The organism is Nocardia sp. CC227C (genome assembly GCF_030767025.1).
In the GTDB taxonomy this organism is placed as follows: domain Bacteria; phylum Actinomycetota; class Actinomycetes; order Mycobacteriales; family Mycobacteriaceae; genus Nocardia.
The window spans coordinates 1-26,481 of sequence record NZ_JASITE010000030.1; the positions used below are offsets into that span (position 1 = coordinate 1).

Genomic DNA, 26,481 nt, shown 5'->3' on the forward strand with positions numbered 1-26,481 from the left:
CAGCACACCGGTGACCAGCTGGTCGGCTATGTCATCGCCGCGCCGGGCCGGACGGTCGACGCCGACGCGGTGCGCGCCGAACTGGGCGATCAGCTGCCGTCCTACATGGTGCCGTCGGTGCTGATGGTGCTCGACGCCTTCCCGCTCAATGCCTCCGGCAAGCTGGATCGCAAGGCACTGCCCGCGCCGGTGTTCGAGGCCGCGGTCTTCCGCGCCCCGACCACCCCGGTGGAGCAGATCGTGGCGGATGTCTTCGGCGAGGTCCTCGGCCTGGAGCGGGTCGGCCTGGACGACGACTTCTTCGCCCTGGGCGGCAACTCGCTGTCCGCCACCCAGGTGGCCGCGCGCCTGTCCGCCGCCCTGGACACCCAGATCGGCGTGCGCGAGATCTTCGAGGCGTCGGTCGTGCACACCCTGGCCGATCGCGCCGAGAGCCGTACCGGCACCGGCGCGCGCCGGGCGCTGACCCCGCAGCCGCGCCCCGAGCTGGTGCCGCTGTCACTGGCTCAGCAGCGCATGTGGTTCCTCAACCGGTTCGATCCCGAATCGGCCGTGGACAATATCCCTGCCGCCGTGCGGCTGTCGGGCCTGCTGGACCGGCAGGCCCTGCAGATCGCCGTCGCGGATGTGCTGGCGCGCCACGAATCCCTGCGCACCCGCTACCCCGAGACAGACGGCACCGCGCATCAGGAGATCGTGCCCACCGCGCAGGTCATTCCGGACCTGACACCGGTGGACGTCACCGAAGCCGGACTGCCGCAGGCGCTCTCGGACCTGGTGCTGCGCGGCTTCGACGTCACCGCCGAGGTGCCGTTCCGGGCCCGCCTGTTCGAGATCACCCCGACCGAACATGTGCTCGCCCTGGTGGTGCACCACATCTCCGGAGACGGCGCGTCCATGCTGCCGCTGACCCGGGACGTCATGACCGCCTACAGCGCTCGCGTCGAGGGCGGCGAACCGGCCTGGCAGCCGCTGGAGGTCCAGTACGCCGACTTCGCGCTGTGGCAGCGCGAGGTGCTCGGCCGCGAGGACGATCCCGATTCGGTCATCTCCCAGCAGATCTCGTACTGGGGTGAAACCCTGCGCGGTCTGCCCGAACAGCTGGATCTGCCCTCCGATCGGCCGCGCCCCGCCGTGGCAAGCGGTCGCGGCGCGACGCACAGCTTCCGGATCGACGCCGACACCCACGCGGGACTGGTGGAGCTGGCCCGCGCCAACGGCGCGACGCTGTTCATGGTCGCGCACGCGGCGCTGGCGGCACTGCTGTCGCGCCTGTCCGGTGCGGCGGACATCGCCATCGGCACGCCGGTGGCGGGCCGCGGTGAACGCGCCCTGGACGACCTGATCGGCATGTTCGTCAACACCCTGGTGCTGCGGACGCCGATCGACGGCGGCAGCTCCTTCACCGAACTGCTGGAGTCGGTGCGCGCCACCGATATCACGGCCTTCGGGCATGCCGACCTGCCGTTCGAGCGCCTGGTGGAGATCCTCAATCCGGCGCGCTCGCAGGCCCGGCACCCGCTGTTCCAGGTCATGCTGTCGTTCCAGAACACCGGACCGGCCGAGCTGGAGCTGCCCGGCCTCACCGCCAGCGGCGTCGAGATGCCCATCGACACCGCCAAGTTCGACCTCCAGCTGGTGCTGGAGGAGGCGAACTCGGCCGCGCAGGTCTCCGGCAACGGAGCCACGACGCCGTCGGGCATCGCCGCCGAACTCATCTACGCCACCGACCTGTTCGACGCCGACACCATGGTCGAGTTCGGGCGGCGGTTCGAGGCGCTGCTGAAAGCCATTGCCGCCGAACCGAAGCGGCCGATCGGCGATATCGACCTGCTCGCCGCCGACGAGCGGCGGCTGGTGCTCGGCACCTGGAACGACACCGTCGTCGACATCGCCGACGGCATGCCGGACGGGGCCGTCGACACCCTGGTGTCGCTGTTCCAGGCGCAGGCCGCGACCAGCGCGAACGCGCCCGCGATCACGTTCGAGGGGACAGGTCTGTCCGCCGAAGGCACCGGACCGTCCACGAGCCGCCGCACCCTCACCTACGGCGAGTTCGGCGAACGGGTACACCGCCTCGCCCGGCACCTGATCGACCGGGGCGTCGGTCCGGAATCACTGGTGGCCCTGGCGATTCGCCGCTCCGCCGATCTCGTGGTCGCCATGTACGCCGTGCTGGAGGCCGGTGGCGCGTACGTGCCGCTGGATCTCGACCAGCCCGCCGAACGCCTGGACTACGTGCTCGAGATGGCGCGTCCCGCCCTGGTGCTGACCACCGCCCGCGACGCCTACGAGACCGCCCGCGACGTGGTGGAGATCGACACCGTCGATCTCACCGGCCATGCCGCCACCCCGGTCACCGACGCCGAACGCGCGCAGCCCATCCGGCCCGCCAATACCGCGTACGTGATCTTCACCTCCGGTTCCACCGGCCGCCCCAAGGGCGTCGCGGTGTCGCATGCGGCGGCGGTGAACCAGATCCGCTGGATCACCACCGAATACGGGCTGAACGCCGACGACGTGGTGCTCTTCAAGACCCCCGCCACCTTCGACGTGTCGGTGTGGGAGCTGTTCGGGCCCCTGACCACCGGCGGCCGCATGGTCGTCGCCACCCCCGACGGCCACCGCGATCCGCAGTACCTCGCCGACGTCATCGCGGCCGAGCGCGTCACCATGACCTCGTTCGTGCCGTCCATGCTGACCGTCTTCGCGGGCAGCGCCGATCCCGCGGCGCTCACCTCGCTGCGTACCCTGCTGGTGGCCGGTGAGGCGTTCACCGCCGACGCCGTGCGGGCGTACCGCCGGATCAACGCCGCCGAACTGCACAACCTGTACGGCCCCACCGAATTCACCGTCCACGCCACCTATGCGGCGGCCGCCGACGACGTGCAGGGCGCGGTGCCGATCGGCGCGCCGGTGTGGAATGCCCGCGCCTACGTGCTGGATTCGCGTCTGCACCCGGTCGCCCCGGGCGTCGCGGGTGAGCTGTACCTGGCGGGCGCGCAGGTGGCGCGCGGCTATGTCGGCCGGGCCGACCTGACCGCGGATCGCTTCGTGGCCGACCCGTTCCACCCCGGCGAGCGCATGTACCGCACCGGCGACCTGGTGAAGTGGACCACCGCGAACGATGCCTCGGATACCGCGGGTCAGCTGGTGTACCTGGGCCGCACCGACTTCCAGGTCAAGCTGCGCGGCCTGCGCATCGAACTGGGTGAGATCGAATCCGCGCTCACCGCACACGAATCGGTGGCACAGGCCGTGGTGGTCATGCGCTCCGACGCCCGGACCGGCGATCGCCTCGTGGGCTATGTGGTGCCCGCGTCCGGTGACGTCGACACCGATGCGCTGCGCACCCACCTGGCGGCGCACCTGCCGTCCTACATGGTTCCGGCCGCCCTGGTGGCGCTGGACGCCATGCCGCTCAACGCCAACGGCAAGCTCGACCGCAAGGCCCTGCCCGAGCCGGAGTTCGAGGCGCGCGAATTCCGCGCTCCCGCCACCCCGATCGAGGAGACCGTCGCCGGTGTCTTCGCCGAGGTGCTGGGCACCGATCAGGCCATCGGCATCGACGACGACTTCTTCGAACTCGGCGGCAACTCGCTCATCGCCACCCAGGTCGTCGCCCGCCTCGGCGCGGCCCTGGACACCCGGGTGCCGGTGCGTCTGCTGTTCGAGGCTCCCACCGTGGCGGCACTGGCGGTGCGCCTGGAGACCGAGACCGGCAGCGGCGGTCGCCGCGCCCTGGTGGCGGGGGAGCGGCCCGCCGAGATTCCGCTGTCGCTGGCACAGCAGCGCATGTGGTTCCTCAACCGCTTCGACGCCCAGTCCGCGGTCAACAACATTCCGATGGCCGTGCGGCTGTCCGGTGATCTCGATGTGGACGCGCTGTTGCGCGCCGTCGGTGATGTGGTGGACCGGCACGAGGTGCTGCGCACCTACTACCCGACCGACGATCGCGGCCGCGGCGTGCAGGTCATCCTGCCCGCCGGGTACCGGATCCCGGACCTGGGGCCGGTCGACGTGGCCGAGACCGACATCACCGCCGCCATCAGCGAACTGGTGCTCACCGGATTCGACGTCACCGACGAGGTTCCGGTGCGCGCCAAGCTGTTCCGCGTCACCGATGCCGAACAGCCCACGCACGTCCTGGTTTTCGTGGTGCACCACATCTCCGGTGACGGCTGGTCGGTGCGCCCGCTGGCACGCGATGTCATGGTCGCCTACGCGGCGCGCGCCAACGGCGAGGTCCCCGGCTGGGCTCCGCTGCCGGTGCAGTACGCCGACTTCGCGCTGTGGCAGCGCGATGTGCTCGGCTCCGAGGACGACGCGGACTCGCTGATCTCGCAGCAGGTGTCCTACTGGTCCGACGCACTCGCCGGACTGCCCGACCAGCTGGATCTGCCGTCGGACCGCCCGCGTCCCGCCGTGGCCTCCAACCAGGGTGGCGTGCACGAGTTCAGCATCGACCCCGCCCTGCTCGACGGCATGAACCGCCTTGCCCGCGAACACGGCGCCAGCCTCTTCATGGTCGTGCACGCGGCCTTCGCGGCCCTGCTGTCGCGCCTGTCCGGCTCCGACGACGTGGCCATCGGCACCGCCGTCGCGGGCCGCGGCGAAGCGGTGCTCGACGACGCCATCGGTATGTTCGTCAACACCCTGGTGCTGCGCACCGGCGTGGACACCGGCGAGAAGTTCACCGAACTGCTGGCCCGCACCAAGGACGCCGACCTGGCCGCCTTCGGCCACGCGGACCTGCCGTTCGAACGTCTGGTGGAGATCCTCAATCCGCCGCGCTCGCAGGCCCGCCACCCGCTGTTCCAGGTCATGCTGTCGTTCCAGAACACCGGCGAGGCCAGCTTCACGCTGCCGGGCCTGGAGGTCGCGGGCGTGCCGCTGGACGTGGTCACCTCCAAGTTCGACCTGCACCTCAACCTCACCGAACGCCTCGGCGACGACGGCGCGGTCGAGGGCATGTACGCCGAATTCGCCTACGCCACCGATATGTTCGAGGCCGACACGGTCGCGGGCTTCGCCGAGCGGCTGGTGCGGATGCTGAGCGCGGTGGTGGCCGAGCCGACCTCCTTCGTCGGCGATATCGACCTGCTCGACGAGTCCGAACGCGCGCTGGTGCTGCACGACTGGAACGCCACCGACGCCGCGGTCGACCGCACCGCGACCCTGGTGTCGATGTTCGAGGCACAGGCCCTGACCAGCCCCGACGCCACCGCCCTTGTAGTCGAGGGGACAACTGTCGCCCACCCGTCGCCCGAGCACCACCCCGCATCGAGTCGCCACGAGACCCTGACATATCGCGAGTTCACCGCGCGGGTGAACCGTCTGGCCCGCCACCTCGTCGCCCAGGGCGTCGGGCCGGATTCCCTGGTGGCCCTCGGCATGCGGCGCTCGGCGGAACTGGTCATCGGCATGTACGCCGTGACCGTGGCCGGTGGCGCGTACGTGCCGCTGGACCCGGACCACCCGGCCGACCGCACCCACTACGTGCTCGACACCGCGCGTCCGGTGGCGGTGCTGACCACCTCGCGTGACGGCTTCGACGCGGGCGCGTTCACCGCGCTCGAGATCGACGGCCTGGATCTGTCGGCCTACAGCGACGCCCCGCTCACCGATGCGGACCGCCGCGCGCCGCTGACGCCGTCGAACACCGCGTACGTGATCTTCACCTCCGGTTCGACCGGTCGCCCCAAGGGCGTGGCGGTGAGCCACGAGGCCATCGTCAACCGCCTGGTGTGGATGCAGGCCGCCTACGGCCTCACCCCCGACGACGTGGTGCTCCAGAAGACCCCGGCCACCTTCGACGTGTCGGTGTGGGAGTTCTTCTGGCCCTTGCAGATCGGCGCGGCCCTGGTCGTCGCGAAGCCGGACGGCCACCGCGACCCCGCCTACCTGGCCGAGATCATCGCCCGCGAGGGCGTGACGGTCGCACACTTCGTGCCGTCCATGCTGTCGGTGTTCGTCGCGTTCCTCGAGGACAGCGACTCTCCGTTGGTTCGCGGCGCGTCCCGGTTCCGGACCGACGGAGCGCGGCGGAGCGCAATCGGACTCAGCAAGGTTTTCGCCTCCGGTGAGGCGCTGCCCGCGCCGACCGCGCAGAAGCTGCGCGAACTGACCGGCGCGAAGCTGCACAACCTGTACGGCCCCACCGAGGCCGCGGTCGATGTCACCTTCCACGAGGTGACCGACGCCGACACCGGCTCGGTGCCGATCGGCGCGCCGGTCTTCAACACCCGGGTGTACGTGCTGGATTCGCGTCTGCACCCGGTGGCCCCGGGCGTCGCGGGTGAGCTCTACCTGGCGGGTGTGCAGCTGGCGCGCGGCTATGTCGGCCGCCCGGATCTGACCGCGGATCGCTTCGTGGCCGATCCGTTCCACCCCGGCGAGCGCATGTACCGCACCGGCGACCTGGTGAAGTGGACCGGCGCCGGTGAGCTGGAGTACCTGGGCCGCACCGATTTCCAGGTGAAGCTGCGCGGTCTGCGCATCGAGCTCGGCGAGATCGAATCCGCGCTCACCGCACTGGACGCCATCGCGCAAGCGGTGGTCGTGGTGCGCCACGACGACCGCCTCGGCGATCAGCTGGTCGGCTATGTCATCCCGGCCCCGGGCCACGTCGTCGACAGCGAGTCGGTGCGCGCGGCCCTGGGCGAGGAACTGCCCGGCTACATGGTGCCGTCCGCCTACGTGGTGCTGGACGCCTTCCCGCTCAATGCCTCCGGCAAGCTGGACCGCAAGGCGCTGCCCGCGCCGGTGTTCGAGGCCAAGGTGTTCCGCGCCCCGGCCACCCCGATCGAGGAGATCGTCGCCAACACCTTCTCCGACGTGCTCGGCCTCGGCCGGGTCGGCGTGGACGACGACTTCTTCGAACTCGGCGGCAATTCGCTGATCGCCACCCAGGTGACCGCCCGCATCGGCGCGGCCCTGGACACCCGGCTCGCGGTGCGCGACCTGTTCGAGGCATCCACCGTCGCGGCCCTGGCCGCCCGGGTGGAGCGCAATGCGGGATCCGGACGTGCCCGCCCGCGCCTGGTGGCGGGGGAACGGCCGCAGTCGATTCCGCTGTCCCCGGCCCAGCAGCGCTACTGGTTCCTCAACCAGTTCGACACCAGCACCTCGGCGGTGGACAACATCCCGCTCGCGGTGCGGCTCACCGGCACCCTGGATCTCACCGCCCTGGAAGAGGCCATCGGGGATGTCATCGCCCGCCACGAGGTGCTGCGCACCATCTACCCGGGCGGTGCGGCCGGACCGCGCCAGGAGATCCTGCCCGCCTCGCAGACCGATCTCATGCTCGTCCCCGAGGGCGTGCGTGAGGAGGGCCTCCTGGGCAAGATCGTCGAGTTCGCCATGACCACCTTCGATGTCACCATCGAGGTGCCCATCGCGGTGCGGCTGTTCCGCATCACCGATGCCCCGGCCGAAGAACACGTGCTGGCCTTCACCGTCCATCACGTCTCCGCCGACGGCTCCTCCATGGGACCGCTGGCACGCGATGTCATGGCGGCCTACCTGGCACGCGTCGAGGGCGACGCCCCGAGCTGGGCTCCGCTGCCGGTGCAGTACGCCGACTACGCGCTGTGGCAGCGTGCGGTGCTCGGCTCCGAGGACGACGCCGAATCGCTTGCCGCACAGCAGGTCGCCTACTGGAAGCAGGCCCTGGCCGAGCTGCCCGACCAGCTGGAGCTGCCCACCGACCGCCCGCGCCCGCCCGCCCAGTCCTTCCACGGCAAGGCGCTGCGCTTCGATATCGACCCGGAGCGGCACGCCCGCCTGCACGAACTGGCGCGCGCCAACAACGCATCCCTGTTCATGGTCGTGCACGCCGCGCTGGCGGTGCTGCTGTCGCGGCTGTCCGGCACCGACGACATCGCGGTCGGCACCCCGATCGCGGGCCGCGGTGAGCGCGAACTCGACGACCTCATCGGCATGTTCGTCAACACCCTGGTGTTCCGCACCAAGGTGGACGGCGGCGCGACCTTCGCCGAGCTGCTGGCCGAGGTGCGCGAACGCGATCTGGAAGCCTTCGCCAATGCCGACGTGCCGTTCGAGCGGCTCGTCGAGGTGCTGAACCCGGTGCGCTCCACCGCCCGCAACCCGCTGTTCCAGGTGGGCCTGTCGTTCCAGAACCTGGCCGAGACCAGCTTCCAGCTGCCCGGCCTGCACGTGGCCCCGGTCCAGTTCGAATCGCAGCTGGCCAAGACCGATCTGCACGTGACGCTCTACGACCGGTACGCCGAGGACGGCACCCCGGCCGAGATCCTCACCGAATTCGGTTACGCCACCGACCTGTTCGACGAAACCACCGTGCGCGGCTTCGCCGACCGGTTCCTGCGGGTGCTCGACGCCGTGCTCGCCGACACCTCGGCGCCGGTCGGGGAGATCGAGCTGCTGGACGCGGCCGAGAGCGAGCGCATCCTGCGGACGTGGAACGACACCGCGCGAGCGGTGGACCGCGACGCCACCCTGGTGTCGCTGCTCGACGCCAGCGCGGCGGCCGATCCGAAGTCGGACGCCATCGTGGCCGACACCGCCGACGGCGTCGTCACGTTGACCTACGCCGAACTCGACGCGCGGGTCAATACGCTGGCCCGCCACCTCATCGAACGCGGCATCGGCACCGAAGACCGGGTGGCCCTGGCCATTCGGCGCTCGGTGGATCTGGTCGTCGCCATGTACGCGGTCGCCAAGAGCGGCGCCGCCTACGTGCCGGTCGACCCGGACCAGCCCGCCGAACGCGTCGGCTACATCCTGGAGACCGCCGCCCCCGCCGCCGTACTCACCACGGGCCGTGACGGTTTCACCACCGACGTGGCCGACGTGGTGCGCATCGACGAGATCGACCTGTCCGGCCACTCGGCCGCGCCGATCGCCGACGACGAGCGGGTGCGGGCGCTGACCGCCGCCAATACCGCCTACGTCATCTTCACCTCCGGCTCCACCGGCCGCCCCAAGGGCGTCGCGGTGCCGCACGGTGCGGTGGTCAACCAGTTGCTGTGGAAGAACACCGAATTCGGGCTCGACCCGGCCGACGCGGTGCTGCTCAAGACCGCCGCCACCTTCGACCTGTCGGTGTGGGAGTTCTGGTCCGCCGCGGCCTGCGGTGGCCGACTCGTCATCGCGCTGCCCGACGGGCACAAGGATCCGGCGTACCTCAACGAGCTCATGGCCCGGGAATGGGTCACCACGTTGCATGTGGTGCCGTCCATGCTGGACGCCCTGCTCACCGACGGCATGCCCGATTCGCTGTGGCGGGTGCTCGCCATCGGTGAGGCCCTGCCCGGGTCGGTCGCCCAGCGCATGCGCCGCGCCTGCCCGCGCACCGAGCTGTTCAACCTGTACGGTCCCACCGAGGCCGCGGTGTCCATCACCAGCCATCGGGTCACCGACGCCGACGACGCCTCGGTCTCCATCGGTGCGCCGGAATGGAACAGCCGGGTGTACGTGCTGGACGCGCGGTTGCGGCCGGTGCCGGTGGGCGTCTCCGGTGAGCTGTACCTCGCCGGTGACCAGCTGGCGCGCGGCTACTTCGCGCGACCCGACCTCACCGCGGACCGCTTCGTGGCGAATCCGTTCGAGGACAACGGCTCCCGCATGTACCGCACCGGCGACCTGGTCGCCTGGACGGACAACGGTGAGCTGGAATACCGGGGCCGCACCGACTTCCAGGTGAAGATCCGCGGCTTCCGCATCGAACTCGGCGATATCGAGGCCGCGCTGCTGCGCCGGGACGCCATCGCCTCCGCCGCCGTGGTGGCGCACCACGATCCGAGCATCGGCGATCGCCTGGTGGCCTACGTCGTTCCCGCCGACGGCGAGATCGACAAGCGCGCACTGCAATCCGCGCTCTCGGCCGAACTGCCGTCGTACATGGTGCCGTCGGTGTTCATGCAACTGGACGAGCTGCCGCGCAATGCCAACGGCAAGCTCGATCGCAAGGCGCTGCCGGAGCCCACCTTCGAGAAGGCGGTCTTCCGCGCCCCGGTCACCCCGATCGAGCAGATCGTGGCCGCGGTGTTCACCGAGGTGCTGCGGGTGGAGGGCACCGCCCGCATCGGCCTCGACGACGACTTCTTCGCGTGGGGCGGCAACTCGCTGCTCGCCACCCAGGTGGCCGCCCGCCTCGGCGAGGCGCTCGACACCCGGGTGCCGGTGCGGGTGCTGTTCGAGGCGTCCACCGTGGCCGCACTGGCGGCGCGGGTGGAACTCGACGCCGGGGCCGGTGGCCGCAAGGCGCTGACGGCCGGACCGCGGCCGGAGCGCATTCCGCTGTCGCTGGCACAGCAGCGCATGTGGTTCCTCAACCGGTTCGACACCGCCTCGGCCGCCTACAACGTGCCCGTGGCCGTCCGGCTGTCCGGTGCGCTCGATGTGGAGGCGCTGCGCGTCGCGGTCGCCGATGTCGTCGCCCGCCACGAGATCCTGCGCACCGTCTACCCGCAGACCGACCAGGGACCGGTGCAGGTCATCCTGCCGCCCGCCCAGGCGGTGCCCCAGCTCGAGCTGCGCAGCGTCGATATCGAGGATGTCGCCGCCGCCGTGGTGGAGCTGACCTCCACCATCTTCGACGTCACCACCCAGGTGCCGCTGCGGGTGGCGCTGTTCGAGATCGCCGACGGTGAGTACGTGCTCGCCATGGTCGTGCACCACATCTCCGGTGACGGCTCCTCGGTCGGCCCGCTGACCCGGGATCTCATGACCGCCTACGCCTCTCGCGCCATGGGCTCCGAGCCCGCGTGGGCTCCGCTGGCGGTGCAGTACGCCGACTACTCCATCTGGCAGCGCGAACTGCTCGGCAGTGAGGACGATCCGAACTCGCTGGCCACCAAGCAGGTCGCCTACTGGAAGCAGGCGCTGGCCGGTCTGCCGGACCAGCTGGATCTGCCCTCGGACCGGCCGCGCCCGGCCGTGCAGTCCTTCCAGGGTGGCCGCGTCGAGATCCATATCGACGCCGAAACCCACCGCGCGCTGGTCGAATTGGCGCGCACCGAGGGTGCGACGCTGTTCATGGTCGTGCACACCGCGCTCGCGGTGCTGCTGGCCCGGCTGTCCGGCACCGACGACATCGCCATCGGCACGCCGATGGCCGGTCGCGGCGAGGCCGTCCTGGACGACCTCATCGGCATGTTCGTCAACACCCTGGTCTTCCGCACCCGGGTGGCGGCCGACGAGCCGTTCACCGATCTGCTGCGCCGCCAGCGCGAGACCGACATCCAGGCCTTCGCGCACGCCGACGTGCCGTTCGAGCGACTGGTCGAGGTGCTCAACCCGGTGCGTTCCACCGCCAGGCACCCGTTGTTCCAGGTCGGCCTGTCGTTCCAGAACCTGGCCCAGGCCAGCCTGGAACTGCCCGGCCTGACCGTCTCGGGTCTGGATATCGACACCGAGCTGTCCCAGTTCGACCTGCACCTGATCGCCACCGACCGCTACGGCGAAACCGGTGCGCCCGAGGGCATCTCGGGCTTCTTCACCTACGCGACCGATATGTTCGAGCGCGATACGGTACAGGGCTTCGTGGACCGCTTCACCCGGCTGCTCGGCGAGATCCTCGCCGCGCCCCGCACCCCGGTCGGCGATATCGAGCTGCTGGCCCCGGCCGAGCGTGCCGAATCGCTCACCGCGCGCAATGCCACCGCGCACGACACCGATACGGCGGCGACGCTGGCCTCCATGCTGGAGGCGACGGTAGTGGCCAAGCCCACCGCGGTGGCGCTCATCGGCCCCGACGGCGAGGCTCTGACCTACGCCGAACTCGGCCAGCGGGTGAATCGCCTGGCCCGGCACCTGATCTCGCTGGGCGTCGGCCCGGAGGCGCGGGTGGCGCTGGCGCTGCGGCGGTCGGTGGACCTGGTGGTGGCCATGTACGCGGTCTCGGTCGCGGGTGGCGCGTATGTGCCGGTGGATCCGGACCAGCCCGCCGAGCGCACCGGCTACATCCTCGAGACCGCCGCGCCGGTGTGCGTGATCACCAACGCGGCAGCGGAATTCACGACCGAGGTCGCGCCGCTCGTCTCGCTGGACGAGCTGGACCTGTCGGCACTGGACGGCGCCGCCGTCACCGCCGCCGAGCGGGTCGCCCCGCTGCACCCGCAGCACACGGCGTATGTCATCTTCACTTCCGGTTCGACCGGTCGCCCCAAGGGTGTGGCGGTGTCGCATGCGGCGATTGTGAATCAGTTGCAGTGGAAGACGGCGGAGTTCGGTTTGGGTGCCGATGATGCGGTGTTGCTGAAGACGGCGGCGACGTTTGATTTGTCGGTGTGGGAGTTCTGGTCGGCGGCGGTGTCGGGTGGTCGTTTGGTGGTCGCGTCGGCGGATGGTCATCGTGATCCGGCGTATCTGAACGAGTTGATGGTTCGTGAGCAGGTGACGACGTTGCATGTGGTGCCGTCGATGCTGGATGCGCTGTTGACCGAGTCCGGTGGGGTGTTGGCGGTGTCGCTGCGTCGGGTGTTGGCTATCGGTGAGGCGTTGCCCGCCGTGGTCGCTCAGCGTTTCCGTGCCGCGAACCCGCAGGCCGGGCTGTTCAATCTGTATGGTCCGACCGAGGCCGCGGTGTCGATCACCTCGCACTTGGTGTCGGATGCGGATTCGGGTTCGGTGTCGATTGGTGTGCCGGAGTGGAACAGCCGGGTGTATGTGCTGGATTCGCGTCTGCATCCGGTGCCCGATGGTGTGGCGGGTGAGCTCTACCTCGCGGGCGCGCAGTTGGCGCGCGGCTATTTCGCGCGCCCGGATCTGACGGCGGATCGTTTCGTGGCGAACCCGTTCGCTTCGGGTGAGCGGATGTATCGCACGGGTGATCTGGTGGTGTGGAACGCTGCCGGTGAGTTGGAGTATCGGGGTCGTACCGATTTCCAGGTGAAGATCCGTGGTTTCCGTATCGAGCTCGGTGAGATCGAGGCGGCGTTGTTGTCGTTGTCGGAGATCGCTCAGGCGGCGGTGCTGGCGAAGTCGGATGCTCGCACGGGTGATCGTCTGGTGGCGTATGTGGTCCCCGCAGTCGGTCAGCGGGATGCGCTCGGTCAGCGGGATGCGCTGGAGGAGCGGGACGACGTGTTCGGTGAGTCGTCTTCCGGGCGGGAACGGTCTGTCGCGCTTGGGCAGTCTGCGCCGGGGGCGCGGGGTGGGCAAGCGCAGCCGCGCACCCTGGAAGCGGACTCGTTCCCGACAACTGGTCCGGGCGTTCCCGAGCCCGCGCGTGTTGATGTGGCCCGGTTGCGGTCGGTGTTGTCGGCGGCGTTGCCGTCGTACATGGTCCCGTCGGCGTTCGTGGTCTTGGACGGGTTGCCGTTGAACGTGAACGGCAAGTTGGATCGTAGGGCTCTTCCGGAGCCGGAGTTCGAGTCGACGGCCTTCCGTGCTCCCTCGACGCCGATCGAGGAGATCGTGGCGGGTGTGTTCGCCGAGGTGTTGGGTGTCGATCGTGTGGGTGCGGATGATGATTTCTTCGCGCTCGGTGGTAATTCGCTGCTGGGTACTCAGGTGGCGGCGCGGATCGGTGCGGCGTTGGATGCGCGTGTTCCGGTGCGGGTGTTGTTCGAGGCGTCCTCGGTCGCGGGTTTGGCGGCGCGGGTGGAGCGGCATGCCGGTGCGGGTGATCGTAGGGCGTTGACCGCGCAGGAGCGTCCGGAACAGATCCCGTTGTCGTTGGCGCAGCAGCGGATGTGGTTTTTGAATCAGTTCGATACGTCTTCGGCGGCGTACAACATTCCGGTGGCGGTGCGTTTGTCCGGTGATCTGGATGTGGATGCGTTGGGTCGGGCGGTGGCGGATGTGGTCGCGCGTCACGAAACCCTGCGCACCATCTACCCCCAGACCGACGGCACCGCGACCCAGCTCATCGTCCCCGCCGCCCAGGCCGTCCCGGACCTGACCCCGATCCCGGTCGAAGCGACCGAGATCCGCGACCGCATCGCCGCCGTCATCGCGACCGGCTTCGACGTGACAACGGAAGTCCCGTTGCGCGCCAAGCTGTTCCGCGTCGAAACCGCCGAGGAGGTGGGCGAGCACGAGGCCAACGCCCTCGGCATCGTCGACGCGGTCGAAGCCGCCACCCTGCGCGCGGTCGGCGCGGACGCCACCGCCACCCTGGGCGGCGGCACCCGAGCGGCCGAACCCACGGTCGAGCACGTGCTCGTCTTCGTGGCCCACCACATCAGCGCCGACGGCTGGTCCATGGGCCCGCTGACCCGCGACGTGATGATCGCCTACGCCGCCCGCACCGCCGGTGTGGCCCCCGGCTGGGCTCCGATGCCGGTGCAGTACGCGGACTTCAGCATCTGGCAGCGCCAGGTGCTCGGCTCCGAGGACGACCCGCGGAGCCTCATCTCCGCCCAGGCCGACTTCTGGAAGACCACCCTCGCGGACCTTCCGGACGAGCTGAACCTGCCGGCGGACCGCCCGCGGCCGACCACGCAGTCCTTCCGCGGCGGCCGGGTGCTCTTCCCGATCGGGGCCGACCTGCACCAGGGTCTCCAGCGCATCGCGCGGGAGCAGAACGCGACCATGTTCATGGTCGTGCACACCGCCCTGGCGGTATTCCTGTCACGCCTGTCGGGCACCTCGGACATCGCCATCGGCACCCCCATCGCGGGCCGCGGCGAGGCCGAGCTCGACGACGTGATCGGCATGTTCGTCAATACCTTGGTGCTGCGCACCGAGGTGGACGCCCAGCGCGGTTTCGCCGAGCTGCTCGGTCGTGCCAAGGAAGCCGATCTGGCGGCCTTCGCACACGCCGACATTCCGTTCGAGCGGCTGGTCGAGCTGATCAACCCGGAGCGCTCCACCTCGCGGCATCCGCTGTTCCAGGTGGTGCTGTCGTTCGAGAACCTGCCGGACACCAGCTTCGAACTGCCCGGACTGCGGGTCTCCGCCGTCGACTTCGACGTGGACACCGCCAAGTTCGATCTGTCGCTGACCATTCGGGAAGCGGCCGACGGTGCCACCACGGCGGGCCGTGAATCCGGTACAGCGGGCATGTACGCCGAATTCTCCTTCGCGCGTGACCTGTTCGACGACGCCACGGTGGAGGTGTTCGCGCAGCGCTTCACCCGCCTGCTCGAGCAGCTCACCGCGCAGCCGCAGCGGCCGGTCGGCGATCTCGACCTGCTCGCGGCGGCCGAGCGCACCGACCTGCTCGCCCGCACCGGTGGCGCACCGGTCGCCCCGGCCACCCTGCCGGAGCTGATGTCGGCGGCTGCCCAGGGCAATCCGAACGGTGCGGCCGTGGTGTTCGAAGGCCGGACCCTCGGCTACGCCGAACTCGACGCGGCGTCCTCGCGTCTGGCGCGACTGCTCATCGAGCGCGGTGCCGGACCGGACGTGCTGGTGGCCGTGGCCATTCCGCGCTCGATCGAATCCGTGCTGGCGGTGTGGGCGGTGGCCAAGTCGGGTGCGGCCTTCGTGCCGATCGACCCGGCCTACCCGGCCGACCGCATCGCGCACATGGTGTCGGATTCCGGTGCGGTACTGGGACTCACCGTCACCGCCGAAGCCGAGAAGCTGCCGCCGGTCAAGAGTCTGGCGGGCTGGCTGTCCCTCGACGACGACGCGGTGCTGGCCCAGGCCGAGGGCTATCCTGCCGATCCGGTGACCGACGCCGACCGCTGGGCCCCGATCCGGGCCGAGCATGCCGCGTACGTCATCTACACCTCCGGCACCACCGGCATGCCCAAGGGCGTCGTGGTGACCCACGCGGGTCTGGCGAACTTCAGCCTGGAGCAGGTGGTGCGCTACGGACTCGATTCCGGTTCGCGCGCACTGCACTTCGCCTCGCCGTCGTTCGACGCCTCGGTGCTGGAACTGCTGCTCGCGGTCGGTGCGGCCGGTGCGCTCGTGGTGGTGCCCCCGGGCACCTACGGCGGCGAGGAACTCGGCGCGCTGATCTCCCGCGAGCGGGTGTCGGTCGGCCTCATCACCCCGTCGGTGCTGGCCTCGCTGGACCCCGCGCAGCTGTCCGGCATGGAGGTCATCATCGCCGGCGGCGAGGCGGTTTCCGCCGATCTGGTGGCCAAGTGGTCGGAGAATCCGGGCGCGCCGCGGCGCTTCCACAACGCCTACGGCCCCACCGAGGCGACCATTGCCACCAATATCTCCGATCCGCTGTCGGCCGGTGATCCGGTGGTCATCGGCGGACCGGTGCGCGGTATGCGGGCCATGGTGCTCGACGCCCGCCTGCACCCGGTGCCCGAGGGCGTGGCCGGTGAGCTCTACGTGGCCGGTGTGCAGCTGGCGCGCGGCTACCACGCGCGTCCGGGCCTGACCGCGCAGCGCTTCGTCGCCGATCCGTACGGTGCGCCGGGCGACCGGCTCTACCGCACCGGCGACGTGGTGCGCTGGCGGCGCGACGCGCTCGACCGCGCCGTGGTGGAGTACGTGGGCCGCAACGACTTCCAGGTGAAGGTGCGCGGTTTCCGCATCGAACTCGGCGAGATCGACGCCGCGCTCACCGCTTTCGACAGCGTGGACTTCGCGGTCACCCTCGGCCACAAGACCGAGGCCGGGACCACCATCCTCGCCTCGTATGTGAAGCCGGTGGCCGGTGCGACCATCGATATCGCGGCGCTCACCGAGCATGCCGCCGCGCGGCTGCCGGAATACATGGTGCCGACCGCGATCACGGTCATCGACGAGATCCCGCTGACCGGCGCGGGCAAGCTCGACCGGCGTGCGCTGCCGGAGCCGGTGCTCGCCCCGCGCGAATTCCGGGCTCCGGTCAGCGATCTGGAGAGTGAGCTGGCCGCCGTCTTCGCCGAGGTGCTCGGCGTGGAGCAGGTCGGCGCGGACGATTCGTTCTTCGCGCTCGGCGGCGACTCCATCCTGTCCATCCAGCTGGTGTCGCGGGCCAAGGCGCGCGGCATCGTGTTCAGCCCGCGCGATGTGTTCGAGCAGCGCAGCGTGGCCGGCCTGGCCGAGGTCGCCGTGCGCGGCGGCGACGCCGAACAGCAGCGGCTGGCGGAACTGCCCGGCGGCGGGGTCGGCGACATTCCGCTGACGCCGATCATGACGGCCATTCTGTCGAGTGGTTCGAGCTACGAGCGCTTCTCGCAGTCCATGGCGCTGCGGCTGCCCGACGGCATCGACCGGGAGACCCTGGTCGGCACCCTCGGGGCGGTCTTCGACCACCACGATGTGCTGCGCGCGCGTCTGCGCGGAAACGGCACGGACGGCTGGACTTTCGAGGCGCTGGAACGCGGCGCGGTGGATGTCGACGCGCTCGTGCAGAAGGTCATGGTGCCCGCCGACATCTCCGATGCGGAGCTGTCGCGGGTGGCGTCCGCCGAACTCGACGGTGCGCTGGGCCGGCTCGATCCGGCCAATGCCGCCATGGTGCAGTTCGTGTGGTTCGCCTTCGAACCGGCGGGAGCGACCAGCCCGGAGACGGCAGCCCGCGTAACCGCGGAGGGCGCGGCGGACGCCGCCGACGGTCACCGTCGGCGCGATGTGCTGCTCATCGCCGCCCACCACTTCGTGGTCGACGGCGTGTCCTGGCGCATCCTGATTCCGGACTTCGCCACGGCCTGGTCGCAGCTGGCCTTCGGGCAGCCGGTCGCGCTGCCCGAGAACGGCACCTCCATGCGCCGCTGGGCGCACGCCCTCGTGGACGCGGCGTCCGCGCCGGAGCGGGAGGCGGAACTCGAGTTCTGGCAGGGTGTCACGGATACCCCCGATCCGCTGTTGGGCGCGCGCGCCTTCGATCCGGCCGTGGACACCTTCGCCACGGTCGAGCGGGTCGAGGTCGCCGTTCCGGCGGAGGTCACCGATGCGGTGCTGACCGCCATTCCGGGCCTGTACCGGGGCGGTGTCAACGACGGTCTGCTGTCGGCGCTGGCCATGGCCGTATCGCGGTGGCGCGGTGCGGGTTCGGCCGCCCTCATCAAGTTGGAGGGTCACGGCCGCGAAGAGGAAGTCGTGGCGGGCGCGGACCTCTCGCGCACCGTCGGCTGGTTCACCAGCGCCTACCCGGTTCGCCTGGATCTGGGAGAGGCCGATCTCGACGATGCCTTCGCGGGCGGAAAAGCCCTGGGCGACATCGTGAAAACGGTGAAGGAGCAGCTGCTCGCCGTGCCCGACAAGGGTCTCGGCTTCGGTCTGCTGCGCCACCTCAATCCCGAGACCCGGGACCGACTGCGCGATGTCGGCCAGATCAGCTTCAACTACCTGGGCCGCGTCTCCACCGGTGAGGTGCCCGAACAGCTCGCCGAGCTGGGCTGGGTGCCGGTGGCCGACCTCGGGCAGCTGGACGCGGACATGGACCGCGACATGCCCGCCAACGCCACCCTGGACATCAACGCCATCGTCACCGACGGCGAGGACGGCCCGCAGCTGGGCGCGGCCTTCGCCTTCCCGACGGGGCTGCTGAGCGCCGAACGGGTGCGGGAGTTCGCGGATCTGTTCGTGGCGGCGCTGACCGCGCTCGCCACGCACGCCCGGCGTACCGACGCCGGTGGTTTCACGCCGTCGGATATGAATCTGGTGCGGATCGGCCAGAACGACATCGAGGTGTGGGAGCGCGACTACCCGGCGCTGGCCGATGTCTGGCCGCTGTCGCCGCTGCAGGGCGGTCTGCTCTTCCAGGCCATGATCGCCCAGAGCCAGCAGACGCTGGACGTCTACACCATGCAGGCCGTGCTCGACCTCGGCGGCACGGTGGACGTGGCGCGGCTGCACGCCGCCGCACAGGGTGTGGTGGACCGGTACCCGAACCTGCGCACCGCCTTCGTCACCGACACCGAGGGCAAGCCGGTGCAGGTGGTGCTGGATCGGGCCGAAGCGCCGTGGCGCGAGGTCGACCTCACGGATCTGCCGGAGGGCGAGCGGGTTTCGCGCATGCGCGAGCTCATCGAGGACGACCGCGCCACGCACTTCGATCTGACCGCGCCGCCGCTCATGCGGTTCACCCTGTTCCGGACCGGCTCCGAACAGTGGAACCTGGTGATCACCACCCACCACATCCTGGTGGACGGCTGGTCCATGCCGCTGCTCATGCAGGATCTGCTGGTGCTGTACGCGGTGCGCGGCGACACTTCGGCGCTGCCGCGGGTCACCTCGTACCGGAACTTCCTGGGCTGGCTGGCCGGTCGCGACCGGGAGGCCTCGCTGCGAGCGTGGACCAAGGCGCTGTCCGGGGTCACCGAGCCGACCCAGCTCGCGCCGCAGCCGCGCGGCGAGGAGACCTACGAGATCGGCCGCCACGTCACCGAGATCGACGCCGACCGCACCCGCGCGCTCACCAAGCGCGCCGGTGAACTGGGCGTCACGGTGAACACGGTGGTGCAGACCGCGTGGGCCATCCTGGTCGGCCGGCTCACCGGCCGCGGCGATGTGGTGTTCGGCGCGACCGTCTCCGGCCGCCCCGCGGATCTGCCCGGGGTGGAGACCATGGTGGGTCTGTTCATCAACACCCTGCCGGTGCGCATCCGCATCGACGACCGCCTGAGCATCGAGGGCATGCTGGAGAAGGTGCAGCGCGAGCAGGCCGACCTGCTCGACCACCACTACATCGGGCTCACCGACATCCAGCGGGCCACCGGCATCGGCAGCCAGTTCGACACCCTGATGGTGTTCGAGTCGTATCCGATGGACAAGGACGCGGTCGCCGCGGCCAGCTCCATCGACGGCATGTCGGTCACCGGTGTGGGCGTCAACGACAACACCCACTATCCGATGACGCTGGTGGTGATGGCCGAGGAGACCATCGAGATCGCCATGCGGTACCTGACCAGTCGGTTCACCGCCGACGAGGTGGCGACCCTGGCCGCGCGCCTGAACCGCGTGCTGGACGCGCTGCTCGGCGATCCGGCCGGTCCGATCGGCGACATCGACATCCTCGACGACACCGAACGCGCCCGCATCCTCGCCGAGAGCACCGCTCCCGCGGTGGAGTCCGCGCCGGAGGCCACGCGTCTCGGCGATCGCACGGTGGCCAAGTCGCTGGCCGCCGTCGTCGAGGAGGATCCGCAGGCCCCGGCGCTGCTGGCCGACGGCAAGGAGATCGCCTACCACGAACTCGACCGCCGCTCCTCGCAGCTGGCGCGGGTGCTCATCGACCGCGGCGCGGGACCCGGCGATATCGTCGCCATCGCCCTGCGGCGCTCGGTGGACAGCGTGGTGGCGGCGTGGGCCATCCAGAAGGCCGGTGCCGCGGCACTGTTCGCCGACGGCCTTTCCTTCGGCGAGATCCTCGCCGCCGGAGCGGGTTTCGGCATCGCCGAGGAACCGGCCGCCAAGAACATCCGCTGGCTCGTCCCCACCGATCCGGCGGTGCGGGCGGATATCGCCGCCGCGCCCGCCCACCCGGTCTCCTACGCCGACCGGGTTCGCCCGCTCACCGAGGACACCCCGGCCTTCGTCATCCGCGAAGCCGACGGCACCTGGGCCACCCTCACCCAGACCGACGCCCTCGACCGCGCCGACCGCCTCCGCGAGGTGCACGAGGTCGACTACGAGTCGACCCTCTACACCACCGCCGCCACCGGCCCGGCCGCCGTGGACGAATTCCTCACCGCGGCCACCGCGGGCGCGTTGTCGGTGCTCCCGGGTGAGGACGGCCCGGAGGCCGATCTCGAGGAAGAGGTCACGCACTGGTTCGCCGCACCGGGCGAGGACACCGCCGTCGCGGGCGACGAGGTCCGAATCGTGGCGACCGATTAGTCCGCGACCGCCGGTGTGGCGCGCAGCGCACCACACCGGCGGACCCGTTGTGGCGCGGACCCGTGGCTCCTGCGAGCCCACAGACTCGAGGCCGCCGCGGGCCGACAGGCCCTGGGCTCTGCGAGCCCGCGGCCCCGGGCATCGCCGATGCCCGGACCTGTGACGCGAACCGGTCGGTCGAGCACCTCTGGCTCGGGGAGGGGCGGTCCACGTGGCGCACGGGCCGCCGACTGCGGCGATCGTTACCGTTCGCGGTGGTCGCGCCTATATTCGTGATGGGCGAGGCGCGCCCGGGAGAGGGGCACCATGGAGGCGAACGGGCGACCGGCGCTCGAACTGGACGGGCTGTACAAGAAGTTCGGTGGGCCCTGGGTGGTGGAGGGCGTGAGCCTGGCCGTGCCGCCCGGGTCGTTCTTCGGACTGGTGGGGCCGAACGGGGCCGGTAAGACGACCACCCTGTCGATGGCGGTGGGGTTGTTGCGGCCCGACCACGGGGCCGCCCGGATCTTCGGCACCGATGTGTGGACCGATCCGGTGCGGGCCAAGACCATGGTCGGGGTGCTGCCGGACGGGCTGTCGCTGCCGGAACGGCTCACCGGGCGAGAGCTGTTGAACTACACCGGATCACTGCGCGGCATGCCGCAGGCGACGGTGGTGGAGCGCACCGACGAGCTGCTGCACGTGCTCGAACTCGACGGCGCGGAGAACACCGTGGTGGTGGACTATTCGGCCGGTATGCGGAAGAAGATCGGGCTCGCCACCGCGCTGCTGCACGCACCGAAACTGCTGGTGCTCGACGAACCGTTCGAGGCGGTGGACCCGGTGTCGGCCTCGACCATCCGCACCATCCTCCAGCGCTTCGTGGCCGCCGGGGGTTCGGTGGTGCTCTCCAGTCATGTGATGGCGCTGGTGGAGAACCTGTGCGATCAGGTCACGGTGATCAGCCACGGCCGGGTGGTGGCGCGCGGCAGCGTCGCCGAGGTGCGCGGCGAGGGCACCCTCGAGGAAGCGTTCGTGCGCCTGGTCGGCGGCCGGGTGGCCGGAGACGAGGGGTTGTCGTGGTTGGCGTGATGATCCGCATGCGGCTGCGGCTCACCGCACGCGGCATGCGCAGCGGGCGCGGTGCCATCGGCTTCTGGCTCGGCATCGTCTTCGGCGTCATCGCCGCCGTGATCACCCTGCTGCTGGTCGGCTTCGGCGCGCCCGACAATCTCTACGGGGCAACGAATATCGCCGCCGCCCTGTACACCGCCTGGACGCTGGGCTGGCTGTGCGGACCCGTTCTCACCGGCAGCAGCGACGAGACGCTGCAACCCGAGCACTTCCGCCTGCTGCCGTTGAGCGACCGGCAACTCGCCTACGGCCTGGCGGCCGCCGCCTTCGCCGGCCCGGCCGTACTGGTGAATCTGCTCGCCTTCTCCGGATTGGCCGTGCTCGCAGCGCCGTACGGCCTCGGCGCGGTGCTGGTGGCCGTGGTCGGCGCGATACTGCAACTGATCTTCGTGGTGCTGCTGTCGCGGGCGCTCACCGGCTGGATCGGCGCGGCCATGCGGTCCCGGCGCGGCCGCGATCTGGGCGTGCTGCTGGCCGGCCTGCTCGGCCTGGCCTACTACCCGCTCAACCTGATCATCGGCAGTCTCGGTCCGAAACTGCGCGACGCTCCCGAGGGCGTGGGCAATCTGCTGCGCGCGGTCCCGTCCGGATGGGCCGCCTACGCGGTGGAGTCCGCCGCCTCCGGAAACTGGTTGCGGGCGCTGCTGCCGCTGGCCGGACTGGTCGTGCTGTCGCTGCTGCTGTGGGAGGCGTGGGCGTGGCTGCTCGGCCGCCGCCTCACCACCCCGCCCGCACCCGCCGAGGAGGTACGTGCGGGCGGGCGCGCCGGATTGCTGGACCGCCTGCTGCCCGTCAGCCCGACCGGTGCCGTGGTGCGCAAGGAACTGCGCACCTGGTGGCGCGACGGTCGCCGCCGGGCTACCCTGCTGCCCCTGCTGCTCATCGGTTTCGCACTGCCGGTCTTCCTGGCGATTCAGAACGGGAGCACCACCTTCGTGCCGTTCGCGGGCGCGTTCGTGGTGTGGCTGGCCGCCATGTCGGGGACCAACCTGTACGGCTTCGACGGCACCGCCCTCTGGCAGACCCTGGTCACCCCGGATGCGGCGCGCGCGGATGTGCGCGGCCGGGTGCTGGCCTGGTTGTTGCTGGTCGCGCCGGTAGCCGTGGTCGCCGCCGTGGTGCTGCCGGGCGCGGTCGGGCAATCGCGGCTGTACCCCTGGGCGCTGTCCACGCTGCCGGTGCTGCTGGGGGTCGGCGCGGCCGCGGTGATCTTCTTGTCCACCTACGCCCCCTATCCGATGCCGCCGAATCGGGGCAATCCCTTCGCGTCCTCCGGCAATCCGGGCTGCTTCAAGATCCTCATGCAGTTGGCGGTCGGGCTGGGTCAGCTGGTGGTCTCGCTGCCGGTGATCGCACTGCTGGGAATCGGTGCGAGCCTTGATAATCCGTTCCTGCTCTGGTCGGCGCTGCCGGTGGGGATCGCGATCGGGATCGGTTCCGGGCTGTTGGGCGTCTCGTTGGCGGCCAAGCGGTTGGAGGCGCGCGGTCCGGAGCTGCTCGCCGAGGTCAAACCCCGCTGACCCGGCCGCGCCGCCCGAGTGCGCGCGGGCTACTCGGATTGCCGCCGCGTCCACCGCCGCGGATTCGGGTAGCCGACTACTGCCGAGATTCGCGGGAAATCAGCGCAGGCTGACGGCGCCGGGCGAGAAATCCCGTTTCCGCCCGCTCGTCGCAGTCGACTTCCCTGGGAGGCAAGACAAGTGGACCAGATCCTGTATTGGAACGCGGTGACCCTCGAATCGGACCGTGTCGCGCATACCGAACCGAAGCAGGCCGAGCGCGGAGTCCGCGGTCCGATCGGCAGTTCACGGGCGTCCGCCATCGTGCACCTGGCCATGCACGACGCGTACTTCTCCATCGTCGGCGCGCCGCACGGCACCTGGCTCACCGCGCCGCCGGTGGCGGCCAACGGCGCAGCGGTGGCGGCGGCCGTGGCCGCGGCCGCCCACACCACCCTCGCGGCGCTGTATCCGGCGCAGACGCTGCGTTTGGACCGGGCGCTGCGGGAGGCCGAGCTGCCCGGCCCCGGCATCGGTCGCGGCACCGCGCACGGGCAGGCCGTCGCCCGCGCGGTGCTGCGGGCCCGCAAGGGCGATCCGGGGACCGACGACAAGAACTACCTGCCCGATACCGCCCCGCCCAATCACCGCCCGGACCCGGTGAATCCGGCGCAGGGGTATTACGCGCCCGACTACGGCGCTCGCTCACGGTGTTTCGCGGTGGGCACCCGCTACACCCTGGACCCGCCGCCGAAGGGGAACGACCCGCGCTACCTCGAGGCGCTGCGCGAGGTGCGGGGGGAAGGGCATCGCGCCCGAGGCCGCCGCCACGCTGCCGACCGGCATCGCTGCGCGCACGGCCGCCGAAACACTGGTCGGCCTGTTCTGGGCCCACGACGGGGCCAAGGGACTCGGCACCCCGCCGCGCTTCTACAACCAGATCGTGCGCGCGCTGGCGGCGGCGCGGAACAATACCGCCGATCAGAACGCCCGGCTGTTCGCGCTGGTCAACACCGCGCTCGCCGATGCCGGAATCCTGGCCTGGGACGACAAGTACCGGCACAACCTGTGGCGTCCGATCCTCGGCATCCGCGAGTTGGATCCGTCCATGGGGTCGGACGGCTCGCCGGGACAGGCACTGGACGCCGACTGCGATCCCTGCTGGCGGCCCTACGGTGCGCCGCGCAGCAATGAGGTCGCCTTCAATTTCAGCCCGCCGTTCCCGGCCTACCCTTCCGGTCACGCCACCTTCGGCGCGGCCGCCTTCCAGATGCTTCGCCGCTGCTACGGCGTCGACGTCGACGGCCCCGACACCCTCACCGACGGCATGGGTTTCGTCTCCGGCGAACTCGACGGTCACACCACCGACAATGACGGCGTGGTCCGCCCCCGGCACATCCGCCGCTTCCCGGGCGGCCTCTGGCAGATGATGGAGGAGAACGGCCGCAGCCGCGTGTACCTGGGCGTGCACTGGTCCTTCGACGCCTTCGTCACCGGGCCGGGCGGCGGAATGGACCTGTCCCGCAATATCGGCGGCGTGCGGCTCGGCCGCGATATCGCCGACGACCTGTGGACGAGCGGCCTGAAACAGTGTCAGGCCGCCGGTCCCAGACTGCCCTGAACCGCCTCGGCGGGTAATTGCCGTGCGGAACATTGCTGCGGCAGACAGACCCGACGAGTGTTCCGCGTGTCAACTATCCGCGCTACAGCCTCGCGGTTAGGCTCTGCGGCCGTGGACCCCAAACGCCTCTTCGAGGACTCGCGACTCACCACCATCGGACTGTTCCTCGAGGTGCACGAGGGCCTGCTGGCGAAGCTCGAACCGATCTCGAAGAAGAACGGGCTCTCCGGACTGGATCTCAACGCGCTCATGCGGCTGAGCCGGTCGCCGGGGCGCAAGCTGCGCATGACCGATCTGGCCGCGCAGACGGGGCTCTCGACCAGTGGCGTCACCCGGCTCGTTGACCGGTTGGAGCGCAATGGATTCGTGCGACGGGAATCCGCGCCGGGGGATCGCCGCAGCTTCTACGCGGTGCTGACGGCCGCCGGGGCGACCCGGGTGGCCCGGGTGCTGCCCGCCTACCTCGACGCGGTGGACGAGTGGTTCATCGGGCGGCTCAGCGCCGAGCAGCTCGATGCCATGGTGGCGGGGTTGCGGGTGATCCGGGACGCCGTGCACCCAGACGCCGCCCAGACCTCGGACGGGTCGCGCTAGCCGGTGGCCGCCGCGAGCCGGGCGGTGAGGGTTCGGATGTGGTCGACGAGCTCCGGTGGTTCGTGGATCCGGCAGTCGAAGCCGAAAACGCCTACGTAGATCGCCAATTCGTCGAGGGAGTCGGAACCGGTGTGCAGGACACAGGTTTCCGCGTCGACCGCCTCGATCACGCCGACCGTCGGCGCGATGCGGTCGGCGGCCACCTCCGCGGGTACGTACAGCGTGACGCGCGCCCGGTAGCGATACGGGTCGGTGCTCACGCCGCGTGAGACGAATCCCGCCGGATCGACCTCCGGTGCGTCGCGCGGAGCGAAGCGCGGGCCGGTCGGGACACGCGGGGTGAGGCGGTCCACCCGGTAGGTGCGCCAGTCGTCGCGGTCGATATCCCAGCCGAGCAGATACCAGTGCCGCCCGGTGTGGACCAGTCGGTGCGGTTCGACGGTGCGACGGCTCTCGGTGCCCTGATGGGTGCGATAGTCGAAGCGCAGGCGCTCGTGATCGCGGATGACGGCGGCCAGCGTGGTGAGCACGTCCGGGTCGACACGGGCGGACCCGGCGGGCACGGTGACCGTGGCCGCCTCCAGCGCCGCCACCCGATGCCGCAGTCGTGACGGCAGCACCCGTTCGAGTTTGGCGAGGGCGCGCAGCGAACTCTCCTCGATACCGGCGATGGTGCCGCCGGCCGCGGTGCGGAGCCCGACGGCAACCGCGATGGCCTCGTCGTCGTCGAGCAGCAGCGGTGGCAGCTTCGCGCCCGCGCCCAGCCGATATCCGGCCGCGCCCGCGACGGCGTCCACCGGATAGCCGAGGGTGCGCAGCTTGTCGATATCGCGGCGGACCGTGCGCACATCCACCTCGAGGCGTTCCGCCAGCTCGGAACCCGTCCAGTCGCGCGGTGTCTGGAGCAGCGACAGCAGTCGCAGCAGTCGCGCGGAAGTTTCCAACACATTCCGGATTCTGCCGTACAGCTAGGGCGAAAGCTGTCCT

The 26,481-nt window shown here is 70.5% G+C and carries 6 protein-coding genes and 1 pseudogene; 6 read left to right on the plus strand and 1 reads right to left on the minus strand.

Translation table 11 applies throughout. The features are described 5' to 3' along the window. The 6 genes and pseudogenes from QMO76_RS34485 to QMO76_RS34505 form a co-directional block, all read left to right on the plus strand. The coding region (locus tag QMO76_RS34485; protein ID WP_306365573.1) for a non-ribosomal peptide synthase/polyketide synthase at positions 1-20,667 on the plus strand (20,667 nt) is incomplete at its 5' end. Between the two features lie 306 nt (positions 20,668-20,973). Then, a complete protein-coding gene (locus QMO76_RS34490) occupies positions 20,974-21,738 on the plus strand; it encodes an ABC transporter ATP-binding protein (RefSeq protein ID WP_306365574.1) in 765 nt (254 codons plus the stop codon). Continuing rightward, positions 21,726-23,300 (plus strand): hypothetical protein, encoded by a 1,575-nt coding sequence (locus tag QMO76_RS34495; RefSeq protein ID WP_306365575.1) that lies wholly within the window; start codon positions 21,726-21,728, stop codon positions 23,298-23,300. Before QMO76_RS34490 ends, QMO76_RS34495 begins: the two co-directional genes overlap by 13 nt. Before the next feature lie 180 nt (positions 23,301-23,480). After that, positions 23,481-23,939 (plus strand): annotated as a pseudogene (locus QMO76_RS35490) (hypothetical protein); the annotation flags it as partial. Between the two features lie 283 nt (positions 23,940-24,222). Continuing rightward, positions 24,223-24,900 carry a vanadium-dependent haloperoxidase gene (locus tag QMO76_RS34500; RefSeq protein ID WP_306365576.1) on the plus strand — a complete coding sequence of 226 codons (678 nt, stop codon included), beginning with the start codon at positions 24,223-24,225 and terminating at the stop codon, positions 24,898-24,900. Between the two features lie 111 nt (positions 24,901-25,011). After that, positions 25,012-25,494 carry a MarR family winged helix-turn-helix transcriptional regulator gene (locus tag QMO76_RS34505; RefSeq protein ID WP_306365577.1) on the plus strand — a complete coding sequence of 161 codons (483 nt, stop codon included), beginning with the start codon at positions 25,012-25,014 and terminating at the stop codon, positions 25,492-25,494. Here QMO76_RS34505 and QMO76_RS34510 read toward each other — a convergent pair. Further along, positions 25,491-26,441 carry a YafY family protein gene (locus tag QMO76_RS34510; protein ID WP_306365578.1) on the minus strand — a complete coding sequence of 317 codons (951 nt, stop codon included), beginning with the start codon at positions 26,439-26,441 and terminating at the stop codon, positions 25,491-25,493. The genes QMO76_RS34505 and QMO76_RS34510 overlap by 4 nt on opposite strands. Positions 26,442-26,481 lie beyond the last annotated feature (40 nt).